Consider the following 25,449-nt stretch of genomic DNA (forward strand, 5'->3'; position numbering starts at 1 on the left):
TCCGTAAACACGCCAGGAAACCCGTCTTATCCAGCGGTCCTGGCACCCGCCTTCCAAAAAGCCAAAGGGCGGCGACAGAAATCTGCCGCCGCCTGGGGTCCACCAGGGCGCTGCAACGCCCTGGCTGCCATGCCCGCCGCTTAACGCAGCAGGGCCAACACACCTTGGGGCAGCTGGTTGGCCTGGGCCACCATTGCCGTACCGGCCTGTTGCAGGATCTGGGCACGCGACAGGTTGGCCGTTTCTGCGGCGAAGTCGGCATCCAGAATACGCGAACGCGAGGAAGAAAGGTTTTCCGACGTCACTTGCAGGTTGCTGATCGACGTTTCAAAGCGCGATTGCAGAGCACCGAGCTTGGCACGCTCACCGTTGATGAAGGCCAGTGCAGAGTCCACCGTCTTCAGGGCGTTGGTGGCGTTGCTGAACGTGGTCACATCCAGGTTGGCCACGGTTTGCAGGGCAGAGCCACCGTTGTCCAGCTGGTTGCTGGTTGAAGTAATTGCGAAAGACTTTTCCGAGTCCAGCGTAATGTAGCCACCGGTGTTCACGTTTTCTACCGTTGCGGCAGCAGAGCTCAGCGTGGTCGTGCCGCCGTTGGCCGCGCCAGCTGCGTCGTAACCGGTGACCGTCACGTTCGCCGCGTTGGCGTTGGCTGTATCGCCCACCACGATGTTGTTACCCGTGGCATTGGTAAGAACGATCTGGCTGCCGTCAGAGCTCAGAGAAGCATTGATACCGGTCTTGGCAGACTGGTCGTTGATGGCGGACACAGCGGCCGACAGGCGGTCCGTGCCTGTGGCGGAGGTCAGCGTGAAAGACACTGTACGTGCCGCGCCGACGTTGTCACCTTCCAGCGTCAGCGAGTAAGAGCCGACAGCCGACATACCACCCAGACGCACTTCGGTACGGGCCGTGGCTGTCACACCGGTATCTGCCTTCAGGGCATTGATCTGGTCGGCCGTAGCCTTGGCCGTGGCGCTAGCAGCCACAGTCAGCGTGCCGGTGCCCAGAGCACCGCTGATGGCCACGGTACCTGTGGTCACACCGTTGGTGCCTGCGGTCGCTTGGGTGGCCGATGCGCCAATGCCCGAGCCGTTGGAGGCGACGTTCTGGTTGTTGCCGTAGACGCTGGTGCGCAGATTGCCCGTGGCAGCCACGATGGTCTGGTTGGCGTTGGCACCCACTTGGAACTGCTGTGTGCCGAAACTGCCATCGAGCAGCTTGGAGCCGTTGAATTCCGTGGTTTGCGAGATACGGTCCAGTTCGGACACCAGCTGTCCCACTTCCTGTTGCAGGGCTTGGCGGTCGCCAGCGCTGTTGGAGGCGTTGGCCGATTGCACAGCCAGTTCACGCACACGCTGCAGGATGTCGCCAGAAGCCTTCAGGGCGCCTTCAGCGGTTTGTGCCAGGGAGATACCGTCATTCGCATTGCGAACAGCCTGGTTCAGGCCGCGGATCTGGCTGGTGAAGCGCTCGGAAATCGCCAGGCCAGCAGCGTCATCCTTGGCGCTATTGATACGCAAGCCAGAGGACAGGCGCTGAATGGACGTATTGAGAGAAGTCTGACTCATGCCCAGGTTGCGTTGGGCGGTGAGCGAGGCGATGTTGGTATTGATGGTGGAAGCCATTGCAAATCTCCAGAAAAGAACTGACTGAATATGGCGTTGCCGCCAGCCGGGGCGCCAGCACCGCGCTGGCCTCCTGGGTTCCCAGCGCTACAGGCCATCTGGTGAACGGCGGGCCGCTTACGGACCGTTGCAATTGTTTTCGGGTCGCCGCCGGAAAACTTGAGGGGCAAACGCACAAGTTGTACGACTTTTTTGCCGCTTATCTCCTAAACGCCCAAAAGCAGCGTCTCCACAATTCATCCATCGTTCCCCCATTGACAGCCGGACGGGTGCGCTTGAACCGGCAAACAGATCCGTCTTGCGACGTTAAGGAGTTTCGCCATGGCAGCAACCATCAATACCAACATCAGCTCGCTGACCGCCCAGCGCAACCTGGGCACCAGCCAGATGTCGCTGAATACAGCCATCCAGCGCCTGTCGTCCGGCTTGCGTATCAATAGCGCTAAGGACGACGCCGCCGGCCTGGCGATTTCCGAGCGCTTCACCAGCCAGATCCGCGGCCTGAACCAGGCTGTTCGCAATGCGAACGACGGGATTTCTCTGGCGCAGGTGGCTGAAGGTGCAATGGGGTCGGCTGGCAACATTTTGCAGCGGGTCCGTGAACTGGCGGTGCAGTCGGCCAATGCCTCCAACAGCGCTGGCGACCGCCAGGCCCTGCAGCAGGAAGTCGGCCAATTGGTAGCTGAACTGGACCGGATTTCGCAAACCACCGAATTCAACGGCCAGAAGTTGCTGGACGGCACCTTTGGTACGCAGCAGTTCCAAGTGGGTGCCAACGCCAACCAGACCATCGTGGCGGCCACAGCCAACCTGCGTACCAGCGTGTACGGCAACAACCAGAACGTCGCCTCCAACGGCTCGGGCATTGGCGCATCGGCCACCCAAGCCACCGCAGGCACCAACGGTGTGACCACCGGCTCGGTAGCCGTCAGCGGCTACCTGGGCACCGGCACCCTGACGGTGGCTGCAAGTGCTACCGCCAAAGCCACCGCCGACCAGATCAATGCCCTACAGGCCACCACTGGCGTGACCGCCACAGCCCGCACCGAAGTGCACCTGGGTGGCATGGCGGCGGCCGGGTCCTATTCGTTGACGCTGGAAGGTGACAACATCGGCAGTCCCCGCACCATTTCATTCACGCTGGTCGCAGGCACGGGGACCGACCGCCTCTCCCCTGCCGTGTCGGCCATCAATGAACAAGCGGCCAAAACCGGCATCAATGCCTCGCTCAACTCCGACGGCACGCAGATCATCCTGACCAACGCCACCGGCAACAACATCGTGATCGGCGACACGGTGAACGCCAACGCGGGTGCGGTGACCGTCACCGGCTATGACGCGGCAGGTGCCAGCAACGGCGCGACCCAGACGCTCGCGGCCGACGCCAACGTGGAGTTCATCAACACGGGCGGTTACATCACGCTGGACTCCGAAAAGTCCTTCGCCGTGACCTCGGCCAGCAACCAGTTGGACAACGGTGGCTCCTCGCTGCACACCGTGGCCAACCTGGACGTGACCACCTTCACCAACGCCACCGACGCGCTCAAGACCGTAGATTCGGCCCTGGCCTTCATCAACGGTGAACGCGCCAAGCTCGGCGCCCTGCAATCGCGCTTCGAAACCAGCATCTCCAGCTTGCAGATCACGTCTGAGAACCTGTCCGCATCGCGTTCGCGCATCCAGGACGCAGACTTCGCGGCCGAAACAGCCAACCTGTCGCGTGCCCAGATCCTGCAACAGGCCGGTACGGCGATGGTGGCCCAGGCCAACCAGATCCCGCAGGGCGTGCTGTCTCTGCTCAAGTAACCTGACCAAACCACACGCTGCGCAGTGAAACAGCAACACCAAAGGGGCCCATCGGGCCCCTTTGTACATGGCACACTGCCTGCACATCCCGCTCCTTTGCTCGTAGATCGGCGCCACCGTGCACACCAAACACACCGACCAGGACGCGTCCCGCCTGCAGGCCGCACTTGCTGCCTCCGACTGGCCCCTTCTCACCCGCTTGTGCCGCCAGGTCCTGCGCAAGAACAGTCGTCACCTCAGCGCGCATCGGCTGCTGGGCTTCTCACTGAACAAGCAGCGCGAGTTCGACGCCGCCCTCAAGGCTTACCGACAGGCCTATGTGTACTGGCCTGAAGACGCCGAGCTACTCGTCAACTATGCGAACGTGCTCATTGAGCAAGCACGCAATATCGACGCCCTGCCCCTGCTGGAAAAAGTGTGCGAACTGCGCCCCCAGCAGGCCATTGGCTGGATCAAGCTGGCCGAATGCTGCTACCTGCTGACGCAACACGACAAAGGTTTTGACGCCAGCCAGAGGGCCGCCGCCCTGGCCGAGACACTGCACGACCGCGTCGCCGCACTCATGCAAAGCGCCATCCACCGGCGCGAGCTGGGCCAGGTGCGCGAGGCTGTCAAGGACTGCGAGACAGCCATCGCCCTGCGCTACAACGACCCTGGCAACTACACCAACAAGCTGTTGTTCATGCTGGCCGATCCCCAGGTGGACGCCGCGCAGCTGTCGGCGGCCGCACGGCAGTACGGCGCTGTGTTCGAACCGCCGCTGCGCCCAGAGTGGCCCGATTTCCAGGAGCACCGGGGCTCGCCATGGCGACGCCTGAAGATCGGCTTCCTCTCCCCCGACTTCCGGGTGCACTCGGTGATGTACTTTGTGGAGGGTCTGCTGGCGCAACTGGATCGGCGGCAGTTTGAAGTTTTCGCTTTCTATCTGTTCCCGCGGGACGATCACGTCACCGAGCGCGTACAGCGCCATGCCGACCATTTTGTGCCCCTGGCCGGTTTCAGCCCGCAGCAGCAGGCCGAGGCCATTCGCGCGCAGGGCATCGACATCCTGATCGACCTGGCGGGCCACACCGGCAACAACGGCCTGCTGACGCTGGCCCACAAGGCGGCCCCGGTGCAGGTGTCCTGGCTGGGGTTCCCGGCCACCACCGGGCTCACGGCCGTGGACTACAAGTTCACCGACGAAATCACCGACCCGCCCGGCGCAGAGGCGCAGTACACCGAGCAGCTCTACCGCTTGCCCACGCTGTTCGCGTGCTACCGCCCCATGAGCCGCAACCCGCTGTGGCGTTACCAGCCGCGCTACCAGGTGCGCCCCACGCCCGCGCTCGCCAACGGTTTCATCACCTTCGGCTCGTGCAACAACCTGGGCAAGCTGACCGACGAGGTGCTGGCCCTGTGGGGCCAGGTACTGGCTGCGGTGCCGGGTTCGCGCCTGCTCATAGAGGGCAAGAACCTGGACCGGCCGGACTTTGCCAACGCCTACCGCCAGCGCTGCGAGCGCCTGGGCCTGCCGCCGGCGCAGGTAGACCTGGTGGCGCAGCGCACCGACAACCAGTACCTGACCTACCACCGCATCGACATAGCGCTCGACCCCTTCCCGCTAACGGGCGGCACCACCACATTTGACGTGCTGTGGATGGGCCTGCCCATCGTGTCGATGGTGGGCGAAAGCTTCAAGAGCCGCATGGGCGTGGGCCTGCTGGCCTACCTGGGCCGCACCGAATGGCTGGCCGAAACGCCCGAGGACTATGTGCGCATCGCCACCAGCCTGGCGGCCGACACACAGGCGCTGAACACCCTGCGGCAGGGGCTGCGCGCCGAGGTGGAGGCCTCTGCACTGATGCGCGAGGACATCTTCAACCACCACTTTGCCGAAGGCCTGCGCGTGATGTGGCTACAGTGGCTGGCCCGGGCCGAACACCCGAACGATCCCGCCGCGCAGGCCCAGGCGATCCAGGACTGGCTGCCCCAGCTGCCCGAGGCCTGGACCCAGCCACCCGTGCCCGGCGTGGGTCTGAAGCCAGGCCAGCGTGTGAGCCTGTACGAGGCGCACCAGCGCCTGCAGGATCTGGTGGACAAGGCCAAGGCCGCCCCGCCGCCCACACCCGCCACCGGCGCAGACACCAGCGCGGGCCCGGCCCTCAAGGACCGCCACTGGATCGCCGTGACCGAGCTGGCCGAAACCGTGCTCAGCGCCATGCCCCACGACCCGGTGGCCCTGGCCTGCCTGGCCGAGGTGGAACACGCCCACGGCCACACCGAATTTGCCGTGACCTACCTGCGGCATGCCACGCAGGCGATGGGCCTGGACATGGGGGCGAGCCCCGCTGCGTGATGCCCTGACGCCTTGGCGCTCAGTTACAGGGACAGGGCTGCGCCGCGTTAAACGCTACAAACAATATAGCAACAAACACACGCCCAACGAGCGCAGGACGGTATTTTCTCCATGTTTTCAGCGCCCATCACACCTTGCGTCGCAGAAACCCGTGCGGCGCCACCGTGACCTGCAGGCGCTGCTCCATCTCGGCGTCGATCTCGAACTCCGGGTGGCTGGCCAGCCACTGGTGCACGGCCGTCTTGGGGTTGTTGCCCACGTCCCAGGGGCGGTCGGCAAAGAACTGGGGCGGCATGTCTTCCACAAAGGTGTCGAACACCACGCAGTAGCTGCCGGGCGTCACCAGGGGCGCGTAGGCGTTGAGCTCGCCCAGCACATGGTCGTGGGTGTGCATGGAATCCAGGCACACCAGCACACGCTGGTAGCCCTGGGTAAACTCGTGCACCTGCTGCACCACCTCGGGCGCAATGGCCGAGCCCTGGATCATCGCGATGCGGCTGGCCATGGGGTGGGCTTCGATGGCGGCACGGTTGTGGGCGCGGATGTCGATGTCCACGCCCAGCACCTTGCGGCGCGATGCGCGCGGGTCCATCGTGGTGCCGGCTTCAATCGCATCGCTCATGTCCAGCAGCGCCAGCAGCGAGGCGCTGAGCACCAGCGAGCCGCCGTGGGCGATGCCGGTCTCGATGATGAGGTCGGGCCGCACGCGCCACACCAGCTCCTGCATGGCCACCATGTCCTGCGGGTACTGGATGATGGGCCGCCCCATCCAGTCGAAGTTGTAGACATACTGCCGCTGCATCGAAGCCTGCAGCCAGTCGCGCGACAGGGTCTGGAACGCGGTGTCCTGGGCATAGCCCGCAAGGCGGTCGCGGCGTTCCTGGGCAAATTGGTCAACGGGGTTCATGGCGGGGTTACTCCAACAGGATCGGTCACAACGGAAGCGTCGTTCAGCAAAAGGTCATCGGCCAGCACGGCGCGGGGTGCCACCCCCCATTCACCCCGCAGGCGTTGCACGTTGATAGGGGGAAACGCCTGCAGCGGGGCCTGGGCATCCACCTCCACGGTACAGCCCGTGCGCGCCTGCAACCAGGCCAGCCACTGGGCATGGAGGGTCTGTCGGCCGCTGGCCACGTTGTAGGTGGCAGCGCGGCCCGCCAGCGCAATGCGCGGCAGCCAGTCCAGCAGGTCGCCCACATGCACATAGTCCTTGGCGGACTGCGGATCGGAGCGCAGCACGATGTGGCCGCCCTGCGCCTGGTGCAGCAGGTCGGCCACCAGGTTGCCCGATGCGGAGTCCAAACCCGGCCCCACCACGTTCGACAGCCGCGCCACGCGCACCCCGGGCCGGCCGCTGGCGTGGCACAGGGATTCGCCGGTGAGCTTGGTGAGGTTGTACAGGTATGAAGGGTCGCCCGGCAGCACGGTCAGCGGCGCGTCTTCGTCGGTGCGGGTGGCGCCCATGTAGACCCGGGTGGACGACAGGTACAGCAGCGAGTCGAACTGCGCGCGCCGCAGCACCTCGGCCAACAGGCCCACATGGGCGTCCACCGTGTCGAACGGGCGTGTGCGGAAGTCGGCGGTAAGCCCCACGCAATACATCACATGGCCCAGCGGGCGCGTGAACACCTCGGCATCGCCGCGCGGTGGCGCCCACACGGTGTTGCCCTGGGCCCGCAGGTGCGCTACCAGGCGGCTGCCGATGTAGCCCGAGGCGCCTAGTACCGTAAACGTCGAAGGGGGCAGGCCCGTCACCGGCGCTCCCCCACAGCGGCCAGCGGTTGCCCGGCATACACGGTGTACGCCAGCAACTCGCCACGCACGATGGAGCCCGCGCCCACCACGCAGCCGCGCCGCAGCACGGCGCCGTCGAGCAGCACGCAGTTGGCGCCGATCCACACGTCGTCCTCGATCACGATGCCGCCCTTGCTGGACAGAAAGCCCTGCTCGCGGATCAGGCGGCTGCGGTCGGCATAGGCATGGTTGACCGGCGCAAAGGTGCAGTTGGCGGCAATCGCCACGTAGTTGCCGATGTGGATGCCGTTGCCGGTGTAGAGCACACAGCCCGCGTTGATGACCACATGTTCGCCCAGCATCAGGTCGCCACTGCCGCCCGCAGGCTTGACCTTGACGAAGCTGTCGATCACCGAATGCGCGCCCACCACGATGCGCGTGCCGCGCACCGAGTCTTCGATGTCGGCCAAGTGCGAGAGCTTCGCGGTGGGATGGATCTCGATCACCTAGAACACCTCCAGGCGCGGTACGGCCACCACCATCTGCGCGCCCCAGCTGCGCGTGTAGTCCAGCTGGTCGGCCACCTCGCTGCGCAGGTTCCAGGGCAGGATCAGGATGCGCTGCGGCTTGTGGGCGCGCAGGTGCGCCTCGCTAACCACGGGGATGTGGCTGCCCGGCAGGTACTGGCCCTGCTTGGCGGGGTTCTTGTCCACGGCATAAGGCAGCAGATCGGGCCGCACACCCGCAAAATTGAGCAGGGTGTTGCCCTTGGCGGCCGCGCCGTAGGCGCCCACGGTGATGCCGTCGGCCTGGCATTGCAGCAAAAACGTGAGCAGCTCGCGCTTGACCCTTATGGCCTGGGCCTGGAAGTCGCTGTAAAAACCGGCACCCAGCATGCCCGCCGCTGTCTCGTTGGCCAGCAGTTGCTGCACGCGGGTGGTGCCTTCAGCCGTTACCTGGAGGTGGCCCACGGTATCGGCGCGGGCGGCAAACACACGCAGGCTGCCGCCGTGGGTGGGCAGCTCTTGTACATCGATCACCGCTAGGCCGTTGGCCGCAAAGATGCGCTGCACCGCCGTGAGCGACAAATAGGAATAGTGCTCGTGGTACGCCGTGTCGAACTGGCAGCCCTCCACCATGCGCAGCAGGTGCGGAAACTCGAACGTCGCCACGCCATGGGGCTTGAGCAGCCGCGTGAAGCCGCCCACAAAGTCGTTGATGTCGGGCACATGGGCCAGCACATTGTTGGCGGCGATCAGGTCGGCCTGGCGGCCTGCGGCGGCCAGCTCGTCGGCCAGCGCCACGCCAAAGAACCGATCCACCACCTCAATGCCCTTGGCGCGGGCTGCGGCTGCCGTGCTGGCGGTGGGCTCCACGCCGTAGCAAGAAATGCCAGCCGCCTGCACGTATTGCAGCAGGTAGCCGTCGTTCGACGCGACCTCGACCACGCGGCTGCGGGCATTGAGCCCCAGGCGTTCGCGCATCGCTTCGACATAGGCCTTGGCGTGGGCCAGCCACGACGATGAGAACGAGCTGAAATACGCATAGTCGTCGGTGAACAGCGCCTCGCGCCCGGCGTGGTCTTCGGTCTGCACCAGCCAGCAGGTTTCGCACACCAAGAGGCGCAGGGGGAACCAGGTCTCGGGCGCGCGCAGGGCGGCTTCGCTCAGGTAGGCGTTGGACGGGGGCGCGCTGCCCAGGTCCAGGAACGTGAGTTGCAGCGGGCTGCCGCAGTGTCGGCACTTCACAGGCGCACTCCTTCGTATTCTTCGGTCATCTTGGGCTGGCCTGCGTCGCGGGGCGACATTTGCCCCACCGGCAGGGGCCAAGCCACGGCCAGGCGCGGATCCACCGGGTTCAGGCCCGCTTCGGCGGCAGGCGCATAGGCCGCAGAGTGGCAATACAGCAGCTCGGCATGGTCGGTCAGCGCCTGGAAGCCGTGGGCAAAACCAGGGGGGATGAGCAGCGCGTTGCCGTTGTCTGCGGATAAATGCTCGGCATGCCACTGTAAAAAGGTGGGAGAGCCCTGGCGCAGGTCCACGGCCACGTCCCAGACCTCGCCACGCAGGCAGGTCACCAATTTCATCTCGGCGTGGGGCGGCTTTTGGTAGTGCATGCCACGCACGGTGCCTTGGAGGGCTGTGTAGCTCTGGTTGATCTGGGCGATGGGGCCCGCCCAGCCTGCGCCCGCCAGTTCATCAGCGCAGAACAGGCGCGCAAAAAAGCCGCGCTCGTCCACCAGCGGCTGGCGCTGAACACGGAAAAGCCCAGCCAGCGGCAGTGGCGCCAGGGCCAGTCGGCTCATGGGCGCGCCTCCCAGGCGTCGATGTCGGCCAGGCACAGCGCGCGGGCATCGGCGCCGCCGTGTTGCTGGCGGTACCAGTTCATGGTGCGGGCCACAGCGGTATTCAGCGACCAGTGCGGGGCCACGCCCAGCACCTGGCGGGCATGGGCGGTTTCGAGCGCGAGCCAGCCGGCTTCGTGCGGGCCTTCGCTCTCGTTTTCATAGCTGGTAGCGCTTGCTGGATAGGCGGTGGAGGCCAATTCAATGACATTTTTGACCGTGGCCGCCTCGTGGGGTAGCGGGCCAAAGTTGTAGGCACCGGCCAGTGCGGGAGATTCCCACAGGCGCTGGGCCAGACGCAGGTAGGCGGCCAGCGGCTCCAGCACATGCTGCCAGGGGCGCGTGGCCTGGGGGCGGCGGATGTGCAAGGTTGCACCCTTTTCCCAGGCGCGCACGGCGTCGGGCAGCAGGCGGTCTTGGGCCCAGTCGCCGCCGCCGATCACGTTGCCCGCGCGGGCGGTGGCCACGGCCACGCCCTGGGCGGCCAGGAAGGAATCGCGGTAGCTGGCCGTGACCAGCTCGGTGGCGGCCTTGCTGGCGCTGTAGGGGTCGTGCCCGCCCAGGGCGTCGTCCTCGCGGTAGGGGTAGGCCCATTCGCGGTTGCGGTAGACCTTGTCGGTGGTGACCACCACGGCCACGCGCACGCCAGCCAGCCCGCGCAGGGCATCGAGCAAATGCGCCGTGCCCATCACGTTGGTGGAAAAGGTATCCAGCGGCGCCGCGTAGCCGGGCCGCACCAGCGCCTGCGCAGCCAGGTGCAGCACGACCTCGGGCCGGGCGGCGCGCACGCGCATGGCCAGGGCCTGGGGGCTGCGGATGTCGCAGAAATGGCTCTCCATGGCCTGGCTCGCCTGCCCCAGCTGGGCCAGGGTGAAGAGATTGGGCTCAGTGGCGGGCGGCAGCGCCACGCCGGTCACCTGCGCGCCCAGGCGCTGCAGCCACAGGGCCAGCCAGGCACCTTTGAAGCCGGTGTGGCCGGTGATCAACACGCGCTTGCCGCGCCAGAAGTCGGGATCAGGGCGCATCGGGGTTACCAGCACTTCCAGGGTGCGCGGCCCGATTGCCACAGGTCTTCGAGCAGGTTCTTCTCGCGCAGCGTGTCCATCGGCTGCCAAAAGCCCGTGTGTTCAAAGGCGCGCAGCTGGCCGCTGGTGGCCAGGCGGGCCATGGGTTCCAGCTCCCAGCTGGTGGCGTCGCCGTCGATGTAGTCGATGACCTCGGGCTGCAGCACAAAAAAGCCGCCGTTGATCCAGCCGCCGTCGCCACGCGGTTTTTCCTCGAACCCGGCCACGGTCTCGCCGTCACGCACCAGCGCGCCGTAGCGCCCCGGGGGCTGCACGGCCGTCACCGTGGCCTGGCGGCCATGGGCACGGTGGAAGGCAAACTGCGCGGTCATGTCCAGGTCGGCAACACCATCGCCATAGGTAAAGCAGAAGGGCTCGCCCGCAGGCAGATATTCCTGCACGCGGCGCAAACGCCCGCCGGTCATGGTGCTTTCGCCGGTGTCCACCAGCGTCACGCGCCAGGGCTCGGCGTGGCGGTGGTGCACTTCCATGCGGTTGTTGGCCATGTCAAAGGTCACGTCCGACATGTGCAGGAAGTAGTTGGCGAAATACTCCTTGATCACATAGCCCCGGTAGCCCAGGCAGATGATGAAGTCGTTGACGCCATGGGCAGCGTACATCTTCATGATGTGCCAAAGGATGGGCCGCCCACCGATCTCGATCATGGGCTTGGGACGCAGGTGCGACTCTTCCGAGATGCGGGTTCCCAGCCCCCCCGCGAGCAGTACGGCTTTCATGCCCGCAGCATAGTCCAGCCCCTGCGCCACCAAAAGGCCCTGTCACTGCGGAAATACGGGCCAAATGCAGCGATTGACACTGCGCGCCGATGGAGAGGGGTGCAAACAATTGGAATATTGCTATATTTTATATAGCAACAAACTTTCTACCACGAAGCGACAGAGGCTTTTTTACATAATCCGCGCCCCAGGACAACCGTCAAAACTCCGGCAAAAGAGGCAAAGGTGTGGCGCTGGCGCCATTTCCCGGAGAAGGCCTGTGTTGATGGCACTCTTGAGTGCATTCCACACTCATCAATCCGATACATTTACAGTAACCTTCGGTAAGCCGCGTTGCCAGCGGCTCCGCCCGCCCACCTGTTTAGCCCCGGCTGCCGCCCAACACGTCTACAGCATGTTCGTCATCATTGGTTACGTTGTCTGCCTAGGCTGCATCTTCGGCGTGTACATCGTGCACGGGGGGAACATCAGTGTGATCCTGAAGGCCCTGCCCTTCGAGATCGTCACCATTCTGGGCGGCGCGCTGGGCGCCTTCGTGGTGAACAACCAGCCCAAGGTGATCAAGGCCACCCTGGCGGCCATTCCGATGGCACTCAAGGGCTCCAAGTACACCAAGGCCCGTTACATGGAGCTGATGGCCATGCTCTATGACATCCTGCAAAAGGCCCGCAAGGAAGGGCTGATGGCCATCGAAAAGGATGTCGAAGCGCCCCACGAGTCCGAGATCTTCAAGAAATACCCCACCGTGGGCAGCGACCACCATGTGATCGAGTTCACCACCGACTACCTGCGCATGATGGTGTCGGGCAACCTCAACTCCCACGAGATCGAAGCGCTGATGGACAGCGAGATCGACACCCACCACCAGGAAGCCCACGCCCCCGTGGCCGCGCTAGCCCGCCTGGCCGGTGCCCTGCCCGCCTTCGGGATCGTGGCCGCCGTGCTGGGCGTGGTGAACACCATGGGCTCGGTGGGCCAGCCGCCCTCGGTGCTGGGCGGCATGATCGGCTCGGCGCTGGTGGGCACGTTCCTCGGGATCTTGCTGGCTTATGGCGTGGTGGAGCCCCTGGGCGGCCTGGTCGAGCAAAAGACGGAGGATGCTGCCAAGGAATTGCAGTGCATCAAGTCCACCCTGCTGGCCAGCATGCAGGGCTACAACCCCGCCACGGCCATCGAATTTGGCCGCAAGGTGCTTTTCTCCAGCGTCCGCCCCAGCTTTACCGAGCTGGAGGGACATGTGAAGGGCAAGAAGTAGCGACGTCCGCGCCGCGAAGCCCCAAACGCCATGGCAGAAAAAAAACTCCAGCCCATCATCATCAAGCGCATCAAGAAAGGCGGCCATGCGGTGCATGGCGGCGCCTGGAAGATCGCTTATGCCGACTTCGTGACGGCGATGATGGCGTTCTTCCTGCTGATGTGGCTGCTGGGCTCCACGGCCAAGGGCGAACTGCAGGGGATCGCCGCGTATTTCGCGTCGCCGCTCAAGGTGGCAATGACTGGCGGCGACGGCGCGGGCAACAGCTCCAGTGTGATTCCGGGCGGGGGCAACGATCTCTCGAAGGTGCACGGACAAGTGCGGCGCTCTGACGTGGAAGAGGCCAAGCAGCGCCGCATGAGCATTGATGCCGCCCGCGCCGAGCGCGCCAAGCAGGACCTGGACCGCATCAAGGCCCTGGAGGCCAAGATCGACGCGCTCATCACCGAAAACCCGCGCCTGAACGAATACAAGTCGCAGATCCGCATCGACATCACCCCCGACGGCCTGCAGATCCAGATCATTGACGACCAGAACCGCCCCATGTTCGACAGCGGCAGCGCGTTGGTGAAACCCTACATGCGCGACATCCTGCGCGAGATCGGGGCAGCGCTGGGCGGGGTGGAAAACCGCATCAGCCTGGCCGGGCACACCGACGCCGTGCCTTACGGAAACAGCGACCGGGGCTACAGCAACTGGGAGCTGTCGGCCGACCGCGCCAATGCCTCACGCCGCGAGCTTGTGTCGGCCGGCATGCCAGACGCTAAACTGGGACGTGTGGTGGGCTTGGCGGCCAGCGATCTGCTGGAGCCAAACAACCCGCGCGCACCCGCCAACCGGCGCATCACCATCACGGTGCTGACCCGCGAGGCCGAAGAACGACTCATGGGCAAAGGGATTCCCGAAATCACTTCCACAGAACTGCTGAATGAAAAGCGGGAAAATCCCCCCCCAAGCAGGTAACAGTTACGACTTGTCACCAAACCTGCCACCCATGACAATGCCCACAGTAATTCTCGACCGAAAGGGTCCCAAGTGACCACAGCCCTTCGTTTTTTGATCGTTGACGACTTCTCCACCATGCGGCGCATCGTGCGCAATCTGCTCAAGGAAAGCGGCTTTGCCGATGCCGACGAGGCCGAAGATGGCGTGGCCGCCCTGAACAAGCTGCGCAACAGCAAGTTCGACTTCGTGGTGACGGACATCAACATGCCCAACATGAACGGCTTTCAGCTGCTGGCTGAAATCAAAAAGGACGACAAGCTCAAGCACTTGCCCGTCCTCATGGTCACAGCCGAAGCCCGCAAGGAAGACATCGTGGCAGCCGCCCAGGGTGGCGCAGCGGGTTACATCGTCAAACCCTTCACCAAGGCCACGCTGGAAGAAAAAGTGACCTTGATCCTGAAAAAGATGGGGCTATGACACCATGGACGACACACCGGACAACAGCCAGCCGCCTGCCGATGTACACCACAAGATTGGCCAGCTGACGCGCCAGCTGCACGACTCGCTCAACGAACTGGGCTATGCCGACAAGCTGCGCGGCTCCATGGGCGAACTGCCCGACGCGCAAAGCCGCCTGTCCTACATCGCGCGGTTGACGGGTGAAGCGGCCGAGAAGGTGCTCAACCGCGTCGAACAGGCCAAAGCCCAGCATGACTACATCGCGGCGGAAACGCGCCGGGTCGTCAACTCGCTGGTGGCCGACCCGGTGGCGGCCGTGGCCAAGGGCGAGATCTTCAACTTCCTGACCGATGTGGAGCGCGTGACCAAGGAAGCCGACACGCACCTCACCGAAATCATGATGGCGCAGGACTTTCACGACCTCACGGGGCAGGTGATTGCCCGCGTGGTCAACCTGGCGGCCACCATTGAAGACCAGCTGGTCCAGCTGTTGATTCAAACGGCCCCACCCAACGCGCAGGTGCCCGCCGAACCGCCCCGCACTCAGCACCTGCAGGGCCCCGTGGTGGACCCCGAGCACACCCCCGACGTGGTCACCGACCAGTCCCAGGTGGACGACCTGCTGGCCAGCCTCGGGTTCTGAGCCCGTCCGGAGCTTTCTGCGGTCAAAATGGCTGCTGGCGCTTGTCCACAAAGCGCTAGCAGCTATCTTTTTTAGCATTCCATCCCGGCTCCACCCACCCTTTGTTGGGTGAGGCCACGCAGACAAGGCCCCTTCGGCCCGCATGGAAAAGAGGGGGCTGCAGCCCCCTTATCCAGCTTTAGATTTCCGGGCTGCTCACGACAATGGCATGACACCAGCCGTCATGCCACCATGGAATCCAGCCAAGAAAAAAGCCTACCCGCGTCAGAGCGCAAGCTGCAGAAAACGCGCGAAGACGGCCAGGGAGCACGCTCGCGCGATCTCTCCCACCTGGCGATTCTGGGTGCCGGGGCCGCCTGCCTGCTGGTGCTGGCGCCCCAGCTGATGGACCACATGCAGCTGGCCATGAGCCAGCAACTGGCGTTTGACGCCGCCACCGTCATGGCGCCAGGCACCATGCTCAAGCGCCTGCAGGACATGGTGGTGGTGGGCCTGGTGGCCAGTGCAGTGTTTGCCATCCTCACAAGCGCCGCCGCCCTGATCAGCGCCATTGGTGCTGGCGGCTGGATCCTGAGCCTCAAGCCCATCACGCCCCAGTTCAACCGCCTGAACCCGATCTCGGGCCTGGCCAACCTGTTCTCCAAGCAGCAGATGGCCAACGTGGCCAAGATGGTGCTGATGACCGCGATCCTGAGCTATGTGGCCTGGAAGTTCATGGGCAACAGCATCGACACCGTGGCCATGCTGGTGCTGCAGCCCTCCCCCATGGCCATTCGCCAGCTGGCTGACTGGCTGACTTCGGGCATGAGCCTGCTGCTGCTGGTCGTGTTCCTGGCCGCGCTGGTGGACGTGCCGCTGCAGGCCTACTTCTTCAAGTCGCGCCTGAAGATGTCGCACGAGGAAGTCAAGCAAGAGCACAAGGAATCCGACGGCAACCCCCACACCAAGGGCCGCATCCGCCAGAAGCAGCGCGAGATTGCCGACCGCGCCAGCGTGGGCGCAGTTCCCAAGGCCGATTTCGTGGTGATGAACCCCACCCACTATGCGGTGGCACTCAAGTACGACGAAAAGACCATGAGTGCCCCCCAAGTGATATCGCGCGGCACCGACCTCATCGCGCTCAAGATCCGCGACGTGGCCAAGGCGCACGACGTGCCCGTGCTGCAGTCGCCCATGCTGGCCCGGGCGTTGTATGCGCATGCCGAACTGGACCAGGCCATTCCCGCCACGCTCTACACCGCCGTGGCCCAGGTGCTGGCCTATGTCTACCGCCTCAAGGCCGCCCTGCGTGGCGAAGGCCGCATGCCCGACAGCCTGGTGGAGCCCTTCGTTCCGCCTGAACTTGATCCGCTGAACCGCACTCCCGTGCAAGGCGCCGCCGTATGAACACCTCAGTAACGTCTCTTCGACAATGGGCGGGCACCAATGCAGGCGCCCTGCAGGGCCTGTCGGCACCACTGCTGGTGGTGGCGATCCTGGCGCTCATGGTGTTGCCCATCCCGCCCTGGCTGCTCGACGCGTTTTTCACGCTCAACATCGCCGTGGCCCTGATGGTGATGATGGTGGCGGCCTACATGCTGCGGCCGCTCGATTTCGCAGCCTTCCCCTCGGTGCTGCTGCTGACCACCCTGATGCGCCTGTCGCTGAACGTGGCCTCCACGCGCGTGGTGCTGCTCGAAGGCCACACCGGCCCCGGCGCCGCCGGTGCGGTGATCGAGGCCTTTGGTCACTTCTTGATCGGCGGCAACTTTGCCGTGGGGCTGATCGTGTTCGCCATCCTGGTGGTGATCAACTTTGTGGTGATCACCAAGGGCGCCGAGCGCATTGCAGAAGTGTCGGCACGCTTTACCCTGGACGCCATGCCCGGCAAGCAGATGGCCGTGGACGCTGACCTGAACGCGGGCCTGATCGACGAAAAAGAAGCCAAGCGCCGCCGCGCCGAAGTGGCGGAAGAAGCCAACTTCTTTGGCTCCATGGACGGTGCCTCCAAGTTCGTGCGCGGCGATGCGGTCGCAGGCATCCTGATTTTGCTCATCAACATCATCGGTGGCTTTGCCATCGGGGTTTTGCAGCACGACCTCTCGGCCAAGCAGGCGGCTGATAGCTACATCCTGCTGGCCATTGGTGATGCGCTGGTGGCACAGATTCCCGGGCTGCTGATCTCGGTGGCTGCGGCCATGGTGATCTCGCGCGTGGGCAAGGACCACGACATGGGCCGCCAGATCGTGCAGCAGCTCTTCATGTCGCCCCGCGTGCTGGGCGTGACCGCCGGCATCCTGCTGCTGCTGGGCGTGATCCCCGGCATGCCCCACATGGTGTTCCTGACCATGGGCGGCCTCTTGGGCTACGCCGCCTGGGTGCTGTACGAACGCCAGAAAGTGCCGCCCGAAGTCGAAGCACCGCCCGCCCCGGTGAGCGATGGCGAAGCCACCTGGGACGACCTGCAACCCATAGACCTGCTGGGCCTGGAGCTGGGCTACCGCCTGATCAGCCTGGTGGACAAGAGCCGCCAGGGCGACCTGCTCACCCGCATCAAGGGCGTGCGCCGCAAGTTTGCGCAAGAAGTGGGCTTCTTGCCGCCCGCCGTGCATGTGCGCGACAACCTCGAACTCAAGCCCAGCGGCTACCGCATCACGCTGCGTGGCGTGGTGGTGGGCGAAGGCGAGGCCTTCCCCGGCATGTTCCTGGCCATCAACCCCGGCGGTATCACCACGCCCCTGATTGGCACCCCCACCACCGACCCCGCTTTTGGCCTGCCAGCCCACTGGATCGACGAACGGCAGAAGGAAGCTGCACAAATGGCGGGTTTTACCGTCGTTGATTCCGAAACCGTGATGGCCACCCATTTGTCACACTTGATGCAAGTGCAAGCCGCCAAGCTTCTGAGTCGCACAGAAACCCAGCAACTGGTGGAGCACGTGGCCAAGCTAGCCCCCAAGCTCATCGAAGAAGTGGTCCCCAAAATGGTCTCCATCGCAACGTTCCAGAAGGTCCTCCAGCTGCTGCTGGAAGAGTCTGTGCACATCCGCGATATCCGGACCATCATCGAAACGCTGGCCGAGCACGCTGGTGGCATCACAGACCCGGTCGAGCTGGCCCGCCGCGTGCGCATTGCACTGTCGCCCGCCATCGTCCAGCAGATTTACGGCCCCACCCGCGAACTCAACGTCATTGCCATCGAGCCGGGCCTGGAACGCCTGCTGGTGCAAGCCCTGGGCAACGCAGCAGGACCGGCTCTGGACCCCGGCGTGGCCGACATCCTCACGCAAAAGGCCGCCGAGGTGGCCCTCAAGCAGGAAGAGATGGGCCTGCCCGCCTGCCTGCTGGTTCCCGACCAGATCCGCAACGCCATCTCCCGCCTGGTGCGCCGTGTGGCGCCCCGGCTGCAGGTGCTTGCGCACAGTGAAATTCCAGAGACCCACACCATCCGCATTGGGCCGATCCTTAGAGGTGCATCAGCATGAACATCAAACGCTTTACCGCCCCCACCTCCCGCGAGGCATTGGCCAAGGCGCGCATGGCCTTTGGAGAGGGCACCCTCATCCTGTCCAACCGCCCCACGGCCAACGGCGTCGAGGTTGTGGCCACGGCCGAAGACACGCTGTCGGCCCTGGATGGAAGTGCAGGCGCGTCCAGCAACCCGCCCTTGCTGGCCCCCACACCGGCGCGCAGCGCCCCCCAGCGCGCCAGCCAGACCGCCGCAGCCAGCACCCTGGGCCGCAACGCAGTCGAGGAAGACACCGAGCAGCTGGCGATGAGCACGCTGTCGTTCCAGGACTACGTGCGCGAGCGCATGCTGCGCCGCCGCCACGAGGCGCTCAACGGCCCGGCCGAACCACAAACCTTGTCGGAGCGCAGCCGCGACCAGGAGCCCGAGCGCGAACGCATGCCAGCACCCGCCGTCGTGCGCCACAACCCGCTGCGCAGCATCCCCATGGACATTCCACCGGAGCCTCCACGCCGCCGGCAGGAAGCCGCCAGCGCCCACCTGGCCCAGTCGAACAACAACCAGCAAAGCGTGATGAATGAACTCCATGCCATGAGGGAGTTGATCGAAGACCGCTTTAACACCATGGCCTGGCTGGGCCAGGCGCGCCAGAACCCGATCCAGTCCAACCTCATGCTCAAGATGATCCGTGCAGGCTACTCCCCATCTTTGGCCCGCGCCGTGCTCGAACGCATGCCCGAAGACCTGTCGGCCGCCGAGTCGGTGCGCTGGCTGATGGATGTGCTGGAGCGCAACCTCAAGACCGACCTGGCCGAGCCTCCGCTGTATGAGCAAGGCGGCATCTTCGCGATGGTGGGCTCCACCGGCGTGGGCAAGACCACGACCACGGCCAAGCTGGCCGCGCTGTGTGCGCGCATCCATGGCCCGGGCAGCGTGGGCCTGATCACGCTGGACACCTACCGCGTGGGCGCGCACGAGCAGTTGCGCAGCTACGGCCGCATGCTGGGCATCGTGGCCCATCTGGCGCACGACCGCGCCGCGCTGCAAGACCTGCTGGGCCTGCTCAGCGGCAAGAAGATGGTGCTGATCGACACCACCGGCGTGGCCCCCCGCGACCCGCGCAAGCGCGACATGCTGGACGTGCTGGACCTGCCCCACGTCAACCGCCTGCTGGTGCTCAACGCAGGCTGCCATGGCGACACGCTCGATGACGTGCTCACCGCATTCAAGACCGAAGGTTCCCAGCAAGCCATCCTGTCCAAGGTGGACGAGGCCGTGAAGCTGGGCCCCGCCATCGACGCACTGATCCGCCACCAGATGGTGCTGCGCGGCGTGACCAACGGCCAGCGTGTGCCGGAAGACTGGGAACGTGCCGATGCGCACAAGCTCATCAGCACCTCCATGCGCGCGCCTGCCAAGTCGGCCTTCGACCCCAAGGCGACCGACCTGAATTTCTTCTTCTCGCATTCGCCCGACACCATGAACGAACGGGGGCTGGTCGATGCTTGATATCGGTTTTCACCAGGCAGCCGGCCTGCACAGCTTCACCCCGCAGTCAGAGCTGCGCGTGGTGGCTGTTGCCAGCCAGGACAACGCGGGCACCGGGCTGGAGACGCTCTGGCAGATCTGCGCCAGCCTGCAGCGCCTGGGCTACCCGGTCGTGGTGCTCGACGGCACAGCGCAGGAGACGGATGAGTACCCGGGTTTGCTGCACCTGCTGCAACAAGCGCCGTGGAACGAGGGCGTCAGCCTCAACATGGGGGCCATGGCCTCATCGCTGGCAGTGATTCCCGCAGCCAAAGGCCTGCAGCGCATCAGCCGCGAGGCCAGCCGCAACGAGACCGCACCCCTGCCCTGTCTGCTGCCCTATTTCCGAACCTACGGGCTGATCGTGCTGCACGCGCCTGCGGCCACGCTGGGGCCGCTGCTGACGCACACCGCCACCGTACCGCTGGTGGTGATGGGCGACGGCTCGGCTGGTGTGCTGACCAGTTACAAGAGCCTCAAACAGATCGCGGTGCACACAGGACTGCCCTGTATGGTGGCGGCTTTGCTGCGCGGCACCACGCCCGCAGAACGGCGCAAGACCCAGCATGCACTGACGACCTTGCAGGACTGCGCGGAACGCCACCTGGGCGGCCCCGTCCGCACGACCACCATCGCCACACAGAACCCTCAGGACCTCCAGCGCCTGGCCTTGCAACTGCTGGAAAATGCGGGCACTATCAGTGAGTCGCTGACAGCGCTGCCACCCAGCAACTTGGCAGCCATGCCTGCGCATTTTGTCCGGAGCCATTGATCTGATTTGTCCGGAGCCGTTGACTAGAGCGTGTTATGCACTTTTACGTACCCACGTTGACCCCAGAGGCCGGTGATCGCAAGGCGCAGTGCGCAGCCAAGGCCGGGGCCTTGGCAAGTGCTGCAACGCGGCGAGTGCCTGCCTCTGGGGTCAACCCGGAGGGAAAGCCGGGGCAAGGCCCGGCCACGTCGTTGCAGGCCGCTGGCAGTATTGATACTGCGGCGCGTCCTGCGTCTCGTTGTCGGGCCTTGCCCCGGCTTTCGTGGGCACGTAAAAGTGCATAACACGCTCTCTATGTACACCGCCAAAGGCCAGCTCGATCGTGATGCGATGATCCGCCAGCACGTCCCGCTGGTGCGAAGAATCGCGCACCACATGATCGCCAAGCTGCCTCCCAACGTGGAGCTGGACGACCTGATCCAGGTTGGCATGATGGGCTTGGCGGAAGCCCTGTCGCGCTACGAAGTGGCCCAGGGTGTGCAGTTCGAGACCTTTGCCACCCAGCGCATCCGCGGCGCCATGCTCGACGAGCTGCGCGAGGGCGACTGGATGTCCCGCAGCTCGCGCAAGAGCCAGAAAGACATCGAACACGCCGTGCACCGGCTGGAGCAGAAGCTGGGCCGCAGCCCGCTGGAGTCTGAAATTGCCAGCGAGATGGGCATGAGCTTGGTCGAATACCAAAGCCTGCTCGGCAAGGTTCGGGGTACACAACTGGTGTATCTGGAGGACATGACGCATGGCAACGAGGACGATGACGGCTTTCTGGACCGCCATGTGGCAGACGCCGACGCAGACCCTCTGGAATTGCTGCGCGACCAACGGCTCAAGATGTCGCTGGTGAATGCCATCAAGACCCTGCCCGAACGCGAGCAGCACATCATGGGCATGTACTACGAGCACGACATGAATCTCAAGGAGATCGCGGCCGTGCTGGGGGTGACCGAATCTCGGGTGTGCCAGCTGCACAGCCAGTCCATCGCACGCCTGCGGGCCAAGATGCGGGCGCATTGACTACCCCCTGAGTCGCCTTCGGCGCCTTCCCCCTGAAGGGGGACGCCACCAGTGGCCTGGCGGAGCCAGTTCCACGGTGGCACTGGTCGGGGGCTGCGACCGTTTCAGGGGTAACCGCGCCGAGCAGACATCGAAGTTCAATCCTCCGGCCTTCACTGGTAACGGTCAAAACAATAGATGCTTGCACTTGTAATCCGTGGCTTTGAGAGGTTTTTCCTCTCAAAGCCAACAGGGACAAGCGCCAGCAGCTATCTTTTTTGGCTCAACCAGCCGATTTGTAGATACGGGCCACGCCGGGCTTGCCGGCCTGTGCGCCCCGACCGTCGCCGTAGGTGGAGGGTGTGCCCGCCTGCGGCACCAAGCCTGCCACCTGGCGATCGGCATTCACGGCCAGGCGCGCCAGGCTTTCGCGGTGCACGGCAAGCATATCGTCAATGGCCCGGGCTCGCTTTTGCAGCTGTGCCGGCACGGGCAGACCCCTGGCTGCAGTCTGCTCCAGAACGCGCGCGAACTGGGCCGCTGCATCCCGCAGGGCCACACTGTTCTTTTCCAGGGATTGGGGGTCTGCCGCGAGAAGGGCGGCGGAGACTTTTTCGATCAGCTGTTCAACAGCCGAGAGGGATTCTTCCAGGGACATGGCGCATTGTGAGGTGGATAGCGCCTGCCTGCCAAGTCTGTCAATAAAGGTGCGTGCGGGACGCTGAGGAATCAACCGCGCGAGCGGGCCAGGATTTCCTGGGCGTTGGAGAGCATCTTGTCGGCAATGGCTTCGGCGTCCACCGAGAAAGTGCCTTTTTCGATGGCCGCCCGCACCGCCTTGACCTTGCTCGCATCAAAATCACCTGTGGAACGGGATGTCTGGTCCAGCGCACGGGCAGCGGTGGAGACGGTGACGGGCACACCGGCGGTTGACACAGCCGCAGCGTCTTTGGCGGCTCCTTCAGCAGCGCTGGCAGGACTTTTGGCTTGCTTGGCAAGCCCCGTCTGCGCCAAGGCGCCCGGGAGTTCCGGTTTTTGACCAATCTTCATCGCTCTCTCCACCACCCCGTTTGATGTGGGGCACAGTAGCAATGTTTTCGACCCATTTGGCCCGGACTTTAGCCATTTATCACCGCCCCGTCATCAAAGAGCGACGACCACTGTCCCAACCTCATTCACAGTTCCACTTACTATCCTGCCATTATCCATGCGGATGCGAACAATCTGCCCCGCAGCGCCTGCCGACATGGCCTGCCCTGCGGAGGTGACTGCATAGCCGGGGCCCTGGGCAATCACCTTGACCTGGGCGCCTGCGCGAAAGAGCTGGGGGGGCCGCACCATGGTCTGGCGCAATGCCTGGCCGGCCACCAGCTGGCGCGCGGCGACCTGCCCGACCCACATTTCCGGGTTGGCCATCACGGCTGCCGACTCTTCGGCCCAGTCCACTTCCGCCTCGGTGGCGTCATTGGCGGTCAGCACCGTCCCCGGAGCCACCGGGCCGGTCAGCACCCAAGCCGGGCCAAATGCCTTGACGGTCACCGGCAGGTAAACGTTCCATGCGGTTTGCCCCTCGACACAGCGCAGCCCCAGGCGGGTGCGGCCCCACAGCCGGGCGCCGACCGGCAGGTAGGGTTCGACCCGCGCGCACGGCGCCAGCCGCAGCCGCGAGTCGAGTGAGCCAACGCTCACTTCCATGCGCAGCGGCAAGCCGGAAGCCTGGTTGCGCGACATCGCGTCATCCAGCCAGCGTTGGGTCAGCGGGCCCAGGTCGGCACTGGGGTCGGCTGCCGCCTGGGCCAGCGCGGCCCCGCTGCTGCCAGCCACTGCAGTCAACCCCAGCACCACCGCCAGAGCGTGCCGAGCCACAGCACGCCGCCCGGCGCTCGCCAGAGCGCCCGCGCGAACCAAAGGGGACACGAAGGGGAAAACGAAGATCGATGGCATGGGGCCTCCTGGGCATCGCAGGTCAACAGGTCTGACCGCGCGGGGCGGCAAAGACTCTTTCACGACTGGAACTATAGGCAGGCGAGCCCTGCGCAAAACCCGAAACTGCGCACCCATTTCCGCGTTCTTCGTGCTTTAGAAAAAAGCGGCGGCTTTCACAATCGAACCACGCCGGAAACCCCCAACCGGCTCCTATTGCAACCCAGGGTGTGAGGCAACCATGCTTGACAAGATGACCAACCGGCTGGACTTTCTCGGCAACGCGCTCGTACTGCGTGCCGAGCGCCAGCGCGCCATCGCCAGCAACATCGCCAACGCTGACACCCCGGGCTACGTGGCACGCGATTTCAGCTTTGGCGATGCGATGCGCGAAGCCACGGGCTTGGGCTCGGGCGTGACCCGCCTGGCCACGGGTGGCTCGGTGAGCACCACGGGCAACCTGGGGGCCAAGGGCGCCACAGCCCCCCGCCACATTCCGCTGCCAGCGGCCAGCACGGGCACCGGCGCACCCGGCACGCTGGGTTATTCCGTGCAGACCCAGCCCAGCCTGGACAACAACACGGTGGACCTGGACCGCGAGCGCGCCAACTTTGTAGACAACGCCGTGCGCTATGAAGCCACGCTGCGTTTCATCAACGGCAACGCCAAAACCATGCTCAGCGCGATCCAGGGCCAATAAGCCATCCGCAGTGCAGCGCAGAAAGCGAGTCTCCCCATGTCCATGTTCTCCATCTTCAGCGTCTCGGGCAGCGCCGTCAGCGCGCAGTCGCAGCGGCTCAACGTGGTGGCCAGCAACCTGGCCAATGTCGATGCCGTGGCAGGCCCCGACGGCCAGGCCTACAAGGCGCGCCAGGTGGTATTCCAGACCGCCCCCATGGGCGCGGACAGCTCGGCCGGTGTGCGCGTGAGCTCCATCAACGAAAGCAACGTTCCCGGCCGCCGCGTGCACGACCCCAGCCACCCGTCGGCAGACGCGGAAGGCTATGTGACGCACTCCAACGTCAACGCCGTGGAGGAAATGGTCAACATGATCTCCGCCTCCCGCTCTTACCAGAACAACGTCGAGGTCATGAACACGGCCAAGTCGCTGCTCCTCAAGACCCTGCAGATGGGCCAGTAACTCTAGGACGCCACCATGATCCTCAACTCCGCCACCAGCGCGCCCACGGTCACCGATGCGACCGGCACCAAGGCCAACGCCGCCACCGACCCTGCAGCCGCGCAGGACCGCTTCCTGAAACTGCTGGTTGCACAGCTGAACAACCAGGACCCGATGAACCCGCTGGACAACGCCCAGATGACCTCGCAGATTGCGCAGATCAACACGGTGACCGGCATCCAGCAGCTCAACCAGACGATGGAGAGCATGTCGGCGCAGTTCAACTCGCTGCAGGTGATGCAGGGCACGGCCCTGATTGGCCGCAACGTGATGACCGAAGGCTCGACGCTGGCCGTGGCCGACAAGGCCGGCAAGGGTGGCTTTGAGCTGGCCTCGGCCGCCACCAAGGTGAAGGTCGAGGTGATGACCGCTGGCGGCCAGGTGATCGAGACCATGGACCTGGGTGCCAAGGCTGCAGGGCGCCACACCTTCGAGTGGGATGCCAGCAAGTACACCGGCTCCACCGAGGGACTGCAGTTCCGCGTTAGTGCCGTCAATGGTTCGACCAAGATCGACAGCACGTCGCTGGCCCTGTCCAAGGTCACGGCCGCAGGTGCCGAGGACGGCCAGCTGGTGCTGACCCTGGCCAACGGAAAAACCATCAACTACAGCCAGATCAAGGCCCTGGTCTAACCCGGCCGATTCAGTGATAGCCC

The 25,449-nt window shown here is 64.7% G+C and carries 25 protein-coding genes; 14 read left to right on the forward strand and 11 right to left on the reverse strand.

Annotated elements, in window-relative coordinates:
- Nucleotides 1–140 precede the first annotated feature (140 nt).
- A complete protein-coding gene (locus tag ACT89O_RS21400) occupies nt 141–1,628 on the reverse strand; it encodes a flagellin N-terminal helical domain-containing protein (protein ID WP_218301583.1) in 1,488 nt (495 codons plus the stop codon).
- A 321-nt stretch (nt 1,629–1,949) separates the two neighbouring features.
- On the opposite strand from ACT89O_RS21400, the gene ACT89O_RS21405 reads away from it, so the two are divergent.
- Together ACT89O_RS21405 and ACT89O_RS21410 are read left to right on the forward strand one after the other, a co-directional pair.
- The gene (locus ACT89O_RS21405) at nt 1,950–3,434 is read left to right on the forward strand and encodes a flagellin N-terminal helical domain-containing protein (RefSeq protein WP_218301582.1); all 1,485 of its coding nucleotides are present in this window, start codon (nt 1,950–1,952) and stop codon (nt 3,432–3,434) included.
- A 118-nt stretch (nt 3,435–3,552) separates the two neighbouring features.
- A complete protein-coding gene (locus ACT89O_RS21410) occupies nt 3,553–5,772 on the forward strand; it encodes an O-linked N-acetylglucosamine transferase, SPINDLY family protein (protein ID WP_487261121.1) in 2,220 nt (739 codons plus the stop codon).
- Nucleotides 5,773–5,899: 127 nt separating this feature from the next.
- Here ACT89O_RS21410 and ACT89O_RS21415 read toward each other — a convergent pair whose 3' ends face one another.
- The 7 genes from ACT89O_RS21415 to rfbF are packed head-to-tail and all read right to left on the reverse strand — an operon-like array spanning nt 5,900 to nt 11,651.
- Entirely contained in the window at nt 5,900–6,679 is a 780-nt protein-coding gene (locus ACT89O_RS21415; protein WP_487261122.1) for a cephalosporin hydroxylase family protein, read from the reverse strand.
- Entirely contained in the window at nt 6,676–7,527 is an 852-nt protein-coding gene (locus tag ACT89O_RS21420) for an NAD-dependent epimerase/dehydratase family protein (RefSeq protein ID WP_487261123.1), read from the reverse strand. The genes ACT89O_RS21415 and ACT89O_RS21420 overlap by 4 nt, the downstream gene beginning before the upstream one ends.
- Nucleotides 7,524–8,012 (reverse strand): acyltransferase, encoded by a 489-nt coding sequence (locus ACT89O_RS21425; protein WP_487261124.1) that lies wholly within the window; start codon nt 8,010–8,012, stop codon nt 7,524–7,526. The genes ACT89O_RS21420 and ACT89O_RS21425 overlap by 4 nt, the downstream gene beginning before the upstream one ends.
- Nucleotides 8,013–9,254, reverse strand: coding sequence for a methyltransferase domain-containing protein (locus tag ACT89O_RS21430; RefSeq protein WP_487261125.1), 1,242 nt, complete (start codon nt 9,252–9,254; stop codon nt 8,013–8,015). It abuts the gene before it with no gap.
- Nucleotides 9,251–9,811 carry a dTDP-4-dehydrorhamnose 3,5-epimerase family protein gene (locus ACT89O_RS21435; protein WP_487261126.1) on the reverse strand — a complete coding sequence of 187 codons (561 nt, stop codon included), beginning with the start codon at nt 9,809–9,811 and terminating at the stop codon, nt 9,251–9,253. The genes ACT89O_RS21430 and ACT89O_RS21435 overlap by 4 nt, the downstream gene beginning before the upstream one ends.
- Nucleotides 9,808–10,875 carry a CDP-glucose 4,6-dehydratase gene (gene rfbG / locus ACT89O_RS21440; protein ID WP_487261127.1) on the reverse strand — a complete coding sequence of 356 codons (1,068 nt, stop codon included), beginning with the start codon at nt 10,873–10,875 and terminating at the stop codon, nt 9,808–9,810. Before rfbG ends, ACT89O_RS21435 begins: the two co-directional genes overlap by 4 nt.
- 5 nt (nt 10,876–10,880) lie before the next feature.
- Nucleotides 10,881–11,651 carry a glucose-1-phosphate cytidylyltransferase gene (rfbF, locus tag ACT89O_RS21445; protein WP_436130811.1) on the reverse strand — a complete coding sequence of 257 codons (771 nt, stop codon included), beginning with the start codon at nt 11,649–11,651 and terminating at the stop codon, nt 10,881–10,883.
- A gap of 394 nt (nt 11,652–12,045) precedes the next feature.
- Here rfbF and motA point away from each other — a divergent pair, with 394 nt between their 5' ends.
- The 9 genes from motA to ACT89O_RS21490 all read left to right on the forward strand — a co-directional run bounded on the left by motA (nt 12,046) and on the right by ACT89O_RS21490 (nt 21,711).
- Complete coding sequence (gene motA, locus ACT89O_RS21450; protein ID WP_055398297.1) at nt 12,046–12,906, forward strand: flagellar motor stator protein MotA; 861 nt, start codon at nt 12,046–12,048, stop codon at nt 12,904–12,906.
- A 30-nt stretch (nt 12,907–12,936) separates the two neighbouring features.
- Nucleotides 12,937–13,869 carry a flagellar motor protein MotB gene (gene motB, locus ACT89O_RS21455; RefSeq protein WP_055398298.1) on the forward strand — a complete coding sequence of 311 codons (933 nt, stop codon included), beginning with the start codon at nt 12,937–12,939 and terminating at the stop codon, nt 13,867–13,869.
- 72 nt (nt 13,870–13,941) lie between these two features.
- Nucleotides 13,942–14,328, forward strand: a complete 387-nt coding sequence (cheY, locus tag ACT89O_RS21460; RefSeq protein ID WP_010466076.1) for a chemotaxis response regulator CheY — start codon at nt 13,942–13,944, stop codon at nt 14,326–14,328.
- Nucleotides 14,329–14,332: 4 nt separating this feature from the next.
- Nucleotides 14,333–14,953, forward strand: a complete 621-nt coding sequence (locus ACT89O_RS21465; RefSeq protein ID WP_121421289.1) for a protein phosphatase CheZ — start codon at nt 14,333–14,335, stop codon at nt 14,951–14,953.
- 231 nt (nt 14,954–15,184) lie between these two features.
- On the forward strand, nt 15,185–16,339 hold the full coding sequence (locus ACT89O_RS21470) for an EscU/YscU/HrcU family type III secretion system export apparatus switch protein (RefSeq protein WP_055398300.1): 1,155 nt from the start codon (nt 15,185–15,187) through the stop codon (nt 16,337–16,339).
- The gene (gene flhA / locus ACT89O_RS21475) at nt 16,336–18,417 is read left to right on the forward strand and encodes a flagellar biosynthesis protein FlhA (RefSeq protein WP_121421290.1); all 2,082 of its coding nucleotides are present in this window, start codon (nt 16,336–16,338) and stop codon (nt 18,415–18,417) included. Before ACT89O_RS21470 ends, flhA begins: the two co-directional genes overlap by 4 nt.
- The gene (flhF, locus tag ACT89O_RS21480; RefSeq protein ID WP_121508445.1) at nt 18,414–19,910 is read left to right on the forward strand and encodes a flagellar biosynthesis GTPase FlhF; all 1,497 of its coding nucleotides are present in this window, start codon (nt 18,414–18,416) and stop codon (nt 19,908–19,910) included. Before flhA ends, flhF begins: the two co-directional genes overlap by 4 nt.
- Complete coding sequence (locus tag ACT89O_RS21485) at nt 19,903–20,700, forward strand: hypothetical protein (RefSeq protein ID WP_487261128.1); 798 nt, start codon at nt 19,903–19,905, stop codon at nt 20,698–20,700. The genes flhF and ACT89O_RS21485 overlap by 8 nt, the downstream gene beginning before the upstream one ends.
- 294 nt (nt 20,701–20,994) lie before the next feature.
- The gene (locus ACT89O_RS21490; RefSeq protein ID WP_121421293.1) at nt 20,995–21,711 is read left to right on the forward strand and encodes an RNA polymerase sigma factor FliA; all 717 of its coding nucleotides are present in this window, start codon (nt 20,995–20,997) and stop codon (nt 21,709–21,711) included.
- A 262-nt stretch (nt 21,712–21,973) separates the two neighbouring features.
- Here ACT89O_RS21490 and ACT89O_RS21495 read toward each other — a convergent pair whose 3' ends face one another.
- From ACT89O_RS21495 to flgA, 3 genes are all read right to left on the reverse strand, one after another.
- Nucleotides 21,974–22,348, reverse strand: coding sequence for a hypothetical protein (locus ACT89O_RS21495; protein WP_121508443.1), 375 nt, complete (start codon nt 22,346–22,348; stop codon nt 21,974–21,976).
- A gap of 71 nt (nt 22,349–22,419) precedes the next feature.
- Entirely contained in the window at nt 22,420–22,740 is a 321-nt protein-coding gene (gene flgM / locus ACT89O_RS21500; protein WP_121508442.1) for a flagellar biosynthesis anti-sigma factor FlgM, read from the reverse strand.
- A 93-nt stretch (nt 22,741–22,833) separates the two neighbouring features.
- Nucleotides 22,834–23,634 (reverse strand): flagellar basal body P-ring formation chaperone FlgA, encoded by an 801-nt coding sequence (gene flgA / locus ACT89O_RS21505; protein ID WP_436130809.1) that lies wholly within the window; start codon nt 23,632–23,634, stop codon nt 22,834–22,836.
- A 220-nt stretch (nt 23,635–23,854) separates the two neighbouring features.
- Here flgA and flgB point away from each other — a divergent pair, with 220 nt between their 5' ends.
- The 3 genes from flgB to ACT89O_RS21520 are packed head-to-tail and all read left to right on the forward strand — an operon-like array spanning nt 23,855 to nt 25,426.
- Nucleotides 23,855–24,313: a flagellar basal body rod protein FlgB gene (gene flgB, locus ACT89O_RS21510; RefSeq protein WP_487261129.1), complete on the forward strand. Its 459-nt coding sequence runs from the start codon at nt 23,855–23,857 to the stop codon at nt 24,311–24,313.
- 36 nt (nt 24,314–24,349) lie between these two features.
- The gene (flgC, locus tag ACT89O_RS21515) at nt 24,350–24,754 is read left to right on the forward strand and encodes a flagellar basal body rod protein FlgC (protein ID WP_121421298.1); all 405 of its coding nucleotides are present in this window, start codon (nt 24,350–24,352) and stop codon (nt 24,752–24,754) included.
- A 15-nt stretch (nt 24,755–24,769) separates the two neighbouring features.
- The gene (locus ACT89O_RS21520; RefSeq protein WP_121421299.1) at nt 24,770–25,426 is read left to right on the forward strand and encodes a flagellar hook assembly protein FlgD; all 657 of its coding nucleotides are present in this window, start codon (nt 24,770–24,772) and stop codon (nt 25,424–25,426) included.
- Nucleotides 25,427–25,449 lie beyond the last annotated feature (23 nt).

It is taken from the genome of Acidovorax sp. NN32, from assembly GCF_057597245.1.

Coding starts and splice junctions, on each gene's coding strand:
- ACT89O_RS21400 (WP_218301583.1), bottom strand. CDS start 1,628: ATGGCTTCCACCATCAATACCAACATCGCCTCGCTCACCGCCCAACGC.
- ACT89O_RS21405 (WP_218301582.1), top strand. CDS start 1,950: ATGGCAGCAACCATCAATACCAACATCAGCTCGCTGACCGCCCAGCGC.
- ACT89O_RS21415 (WP_487261122.1), bottom strand. CDS start 6,679: ATGAACCCCGTTGACCAATTTGCCCAGGAACGCCGCGACCGCCTTGCG.
- ACT89O_RS21435 (WP_487261126.1), bottom strand. CDS start 9,811: ATGAGCCGACTGGCCCTGGCGCCACTGCCGCTGGCTGGGCTTTTCCGT.
- rfbG (WP_487261127.1), bottom strand. CDS start 10,875: ATGCGCCCTGATCCCGACTTCTGGCGCGGCAAGCGCGTGTTGATCACC.
- rfbF (WP_436130811.1), bottom strand. CDS start 11,651: ATGAAAGCCGTACTGCTCGCGGGGGGGCTGGGAACCCGCATCTCGGAA.
- motA (WP_055398297.1), top strand. CDS start 12,046: ATGTTCGTCATCATTGGTTACGTTGTCTGCCTAGGCTGCATCTTCGGC.
- motB (WP_055398298.1), top strand. CDS start 12,937: ATGGCAGAAAAAAAACTCCAGCCCATCATCATCAAGCGCATCAAGAAA.
- ACT89O_RS21465 (WP_121421289.1), top strand. CDS start 14,333: ATGGACGACACACCGGACAACAGCCAGCCGCCTGCCGATGTACACCAC.
- ACT89O_RS21470 (WP_055398300.1), top strand. CDS start 15,185: ATGGAATCCAGCCAAGAAAAAAGCCTACCCGCGTCAGAGCGCAAGCTG.
- flhA (WP_121421290.1), top strand. CDS start 16,336: ATGAACACCTCAGTAACGTCTCTTCGACAATGGGCGGGCACCAATGCA.
- flhF (WP_121508445.1), top strand. CDS start 18,414: ATGAACATCAAACGCTTTACCGCCCCCACCTCCCGCGAGGCATTGGCC.
- ACT89O_RS21485 (WP_487261128.1), top strand. CDS start 19,903: ATGCTTGATATCGGTTTTCACCAGGCAGCCGGCCTGCACAGCTTCACC.
- ACT89O_RS21490 (WP_121421293.1), top strand. CDS start 20,995: ATGTACACCGCCAAAGGCCAGCTCGATCGTGATGCGATGATCCGCCAG.
- ACT89O_RS21495 (WP_121508443.1), bottom strand. CDS start 22,348: ATGTCCCTGGAAGAATCCCTCTCGGCTGTTGAACAGCTGATCGAAAAA.
- flgM (WP_121508442.1), bottom strand. CDS start 22,740: ATGAAGATTGGTCAAAAACCGGAACTCCCGGGCGCCTTGGCGCAGACG.
- flgA (WP_436130809.1), bottom strand. CDS start 23,634: ATGCCATCGATCTTCGTTTTCCCCTTCGTGTCCCCTTTGGTTCGCGCG.
- flgB (WP_487261129.1), top strand. CDS start 23,855: ATGCTTGACAAGATGACCAACCGGCTGGACTTTCTCGGCAACGCGCTC.
- flgC (WP_121421298.1), top strand. CDS start 24,350: ATGTCCATGTTCTCCATCTTCAGCGTCTCGGGCAGCGCCGTCAGCGCG.
- ACT89O_RS21520 (WP_121421299.1), top strand. CDS start 24,770: ATGATCCTCAACTCCGCCACCAGCGCGCCCACGGTCACCGATGCGACC.